Raw genomic sequence first — 3,237 nt, 5'->3', positions numbered from 1 at the left:
GCGCCAAACCCTTCGTCTGGACCAAACCCGCCACCGACATCCTCGCCGCCGTCAGCCGATCCCCTGAACCATCCGTCTGAGTCAGTGCACTAGCGCGGTGTAGTACCGGTCGACCGGCTTACCCCGGTAGCTGACCACAAAATCTGACTCACGCGGAAGCTGACGCAGATACGCGATCAGGCTCGGCGGCATCCTCACCACCGGGCGACGCTTTGACGTCTGCTCGCGCTCTTCGGGGTTGAGGTGCAGCAGGCCGTCGCCGAAATCGACCTGAGCCCAACGAAGCTGTTTGACCGCCTCCGGCCGACTCCCGGTGGCAAGGCAGATGAATAGCAAGGCATGGAAGTGCGGCGCTGAAGCATCGAGCCACGCGGCGCATTCCTCGACGGAGAGCGGCCGACCTTTCGGCTGCACCTTCGTGACTTTGACGCTCGGCACATGGACTTGGCGCGTTAGCTCTCCGCGTCGCCACGATCGGCCAAGAGCCGCTTTGCCCGCCGTCAGCACATTGTTGGTCGACGACGGTTTGAGCCCGCGTTGCTGGAGATCATCGATGAATCTCTCGATCCGCGCCGGGCGGGTCGCAGCCCATACGCTTTCGGTCTCTCCGAAGAACCGCATCCAGTGATCGATAGCGTACTTTAGCCACTTCCTGGAAGTCAGGTGCTGACCGTGCTGAAGGTAGTAGGCGAGGACGATGTCCGCGATCGGCACCCGGGTGACATCCTGAACGTCGGGCGTGTCCCCGGCGAGATAGTGTGCCTTAAGTTCCCGGATGGCCGCATCGAGGTCATCGGTTCCGGTCGACTTACGCCGCAGCTGCCGACCTTCCATCCAGCAGATGCACCAAGCCGGACTGTTTGGACGTTTGTCCAGCCAGAACTTGCCAGCTGCGTGCTCACGCTTGGTGTAGCGACCCATAAAGCTCTCCCACCACCTCCATCTGCTTCTGGCCTCCCCCATCTCAGCTAGGAGGAGCAGCGACATCCGTCCGGGTTGGGGGCATGCCTCCGTCGTTGCATCCGTCCTTCCCGCAGCCCCAGAGCAGGACGGAGCGCTCCCCGAATGTGAGGAAATCGCAGAGCATCATGCCGAGGTAGGCGACCGAGCCGTCGCCGAGTGGCACGTGAGGGATCTTGCCGGCGCGTCGCTTGCGCTTGAGGGTGGAGACATCACTGCGGCCACCCCGTCGCTCGTCGGGCGGAACGAGCAGGCTGGCGGCGGCGCGCTCTGTGTATTGCCGGTGGGGATCGATCTCGTACGCTTGGGCCACGCTGTGCCGAAGTTCGCGTAGGTGATCCTTGTCGATGCGGGTCGGGTCGATGGTCATGGATGCTTCCGGTTGCGGACGCGATGACCCGACCAGCCGAGGCAGAGCTCGGCCGTTCTCGCTCCTCGTGTAGCGAGGTCTGGATCGTCGCGATGGGTTGATTGGTCGCCCTGATGCCCTGAGCACACGGGAGAGCGAATTAGACGGTAGGCCGTTTGGAATGGCTCTGCCGGAGATCTGGAACGGGAGCTAACGCCTTGTCCTACCTAGCTTATGGTCGCGCCTGCCGCCGCCTTGGTCGTTCTGATTGAAGAGAGCAGTGTCGTATCAATCCCTTCCCGCCTCACCCCGATCATCTGGATCCGACGCGGGCCCACCCGCTGGCTCCTCGTCGTCGGTAGCTCCTGAGGCATCCCCCTCACTCGCCGTCGATGTGCTCGCCTCGGGGCGATATGCAGCTTGAGGACCCTCCCCTCCCTCAAAAAGGAAACTGATGTCGGTCTCGCCCACCGGCGGTCTAGGCAAGCTCGACCCCCGCATCGCAAGCGCCTCGTCTAGCTCCTCGTCAGTCATCCGTGGGACGGGCGTGTGCTTAGGCTTGGGGCCGCGTTTTTCCTGGTCCGCTCCGGGCCAGTTGATCGCGATCCTCAGCCTCTCGTGACCGATCCCCTGTTGCAGCCACGCGAGGATCGCGAGCGCCTCGTCGGAGAAGTGTCTGGGGTCCGCATCCGGCAGGTCCTCGTCGCGCTTCGGTGCGGTGTTCTCGTAGTTAAACGTGAGAGGTGCTTTGATCGCGTAGAAGCTTATGTCCCTGATGCTGTCATCGACCGGCTTGTTCTCGTACAAGCCTTTGACCATCACCTGATAGGGAAGCGGCCACTGTCCGGAGAACCTCCGAGTGCTGGTACACTTGCCTGTCAGCCACCGCTCGACGTCTCCCCGCCGCGTTCCGTTTAAGTCGATGAGAACGTGCATGTGCAGGAGGACCGCGTACCGCAGCCCCGGGAAGTCGACGTCTGGAATGTCCTTGTTGGCGGCAATCCGTGCACGGGCCTCGTCCAGCAGCCGCATTTTCGCGTCGAGCTTCATCCGGCGCCGCTCCGTCTCGGGTGATGCCTTCTCGTCTTTCTTGCGCTTCTTCGTCGGCTTGCGCTCTTGGGTGGCGAGAACGCGAAGCGTCTTCGCCTTTACGCTGTGCTGATGATCTCCACCGATAGCGTGCCGGAGGTCGATGAGCTCCAGCTCGAACATGCCGGTCACGGCGATGCCAGGAAGCTGATTCTCCTTGATGATGCGGTAGAGCTTCTTCCGCTCGCGCTTCATTACCTTTTCGATTGAGCTCTTGAACTTGAGCCGTTCGGGGTAGTTCGTCTTGGTGATGCCGGTGAACTCGCGATAGATGCACTGGAAGCCCTGGGCGAGCGTAACGATGTCCTCTCGGTCGAGTGGATTTGCCCGGCGCAACTGCCACAAGTAGGCCTCGTACCTGTCGTCATCGCGGCAGAAGATGAGGTCGGTCACTTCGAGGTCCGCTCGCTTGCGCCGGGATTTGAAACGGTGTCGCGCCTCCTCGATGACCTCGTTCCACCCAATGAGTCGGTCGGCATCGGCCGTGACGTTGTCGGGGTGGTAGAAGCGTCTGTCCCGGTCGTGGAGCCCAATCCAATCCTCTGCCAGTGCCAGACTCAGCCCGCGTTTAACCAACACAGCCGACATCGCGCTACGGCGGTCCTCCTGCCAACGGCGCAGGTAGCCGAGCATCTCGCGAGCATCGCGCCGGACGATGGACGCGGCGAAGTCCGCGAGGTGCTCTCGATCGAGGTCGGGGTCTGGAAGGACGATCTCATTGAGGATCGTGACGTGTAGAAGGTTGGTCCTAGTGCACTGACTCAGACGGATGGTTCAGGGAATCGGCTGACGGCGGCGAGGATGTCGGTGGCGGGTTTGGTCCAGACGAAGGGTTTGGC

The 3,237-nt window shown here is 62.2% G+C and carries 3 protein-coding genes; all 3 read right to left on the bottom strand.

All coding sequences use genetic code 11. From position 1 onward, the window contains the following. Positions 1 to 81: 81 nt before the first annotated feature. Positions 82 to 921 (bottom strand): tyrosine-type recombinase/integrase, encoded by an 840-nt coding sequence (locus tag BLT59_RS30360; protein WP_139174174.1) that lies wholly within the window; start codon positions 919 to 921, stop codon positions 82 to 84. A gap of 43 nt (positions 922 to 964) precedes the next feature. Continuing rightward, complete coding sequence (locus BLT59_RS30355) at positions 965 to 1,330, bottom strand: hypothetical protein (protein ID WP_091789964.1); 366 nt, start codon at positions 1,328 to 1,330, stop codon at positions 965 to 967. Between the two features lie 267 nt (positions 1,331 to 1,597). Continuing rightward, entirely contained in the window at positions 1,598 to 3,031 is a 1,434-nt protein-coding gene (locus BLT59_RS30350) for a hypothetical protein (protein WP_091789960.1), read from the bottom strand. Between the last annotated feature and the right edge of the window lie 206 nt (positions 3,032 to 3,237).

The sequence above is a fragment of the Methylobacterium sp. UNC378MF genome (assembly GCF_900103195.1).
Lineage (GTDB): Bacteria > Pseudomonadota > Alphaproteobacteria > Rhizobiales > Beijerinckiaceae > Methylobacterium.
Note: the sequence above shows the minus strand (reverse complement) of the source record. Positions and strands in the feature narration are given on the sequence as shown.

Coding starts and splice junctions, on each gene's coding strand:
- BLT59_RS30360 (WP_139174174.1), bottom strand. CDS start 921: ATGGGTCGCTACACCAAGCGTGAGCACGCAGCTGGCAAGTTCTGGCTG.
- BLT59_RS30355 (WP_091789964.1), bottom strand. CDS start 1,330: ATGACCATCGACCCGACCCGCATCGACAAGGATCACCTACGCGAACTT.
- BLT59_RS30350 (WP_091789960.1), bottom strand. CDS start 3,031: ATGCTCGGCTACCTGCGCCGTTGGCAGGAGGACCGCCGTAGCGCGATG.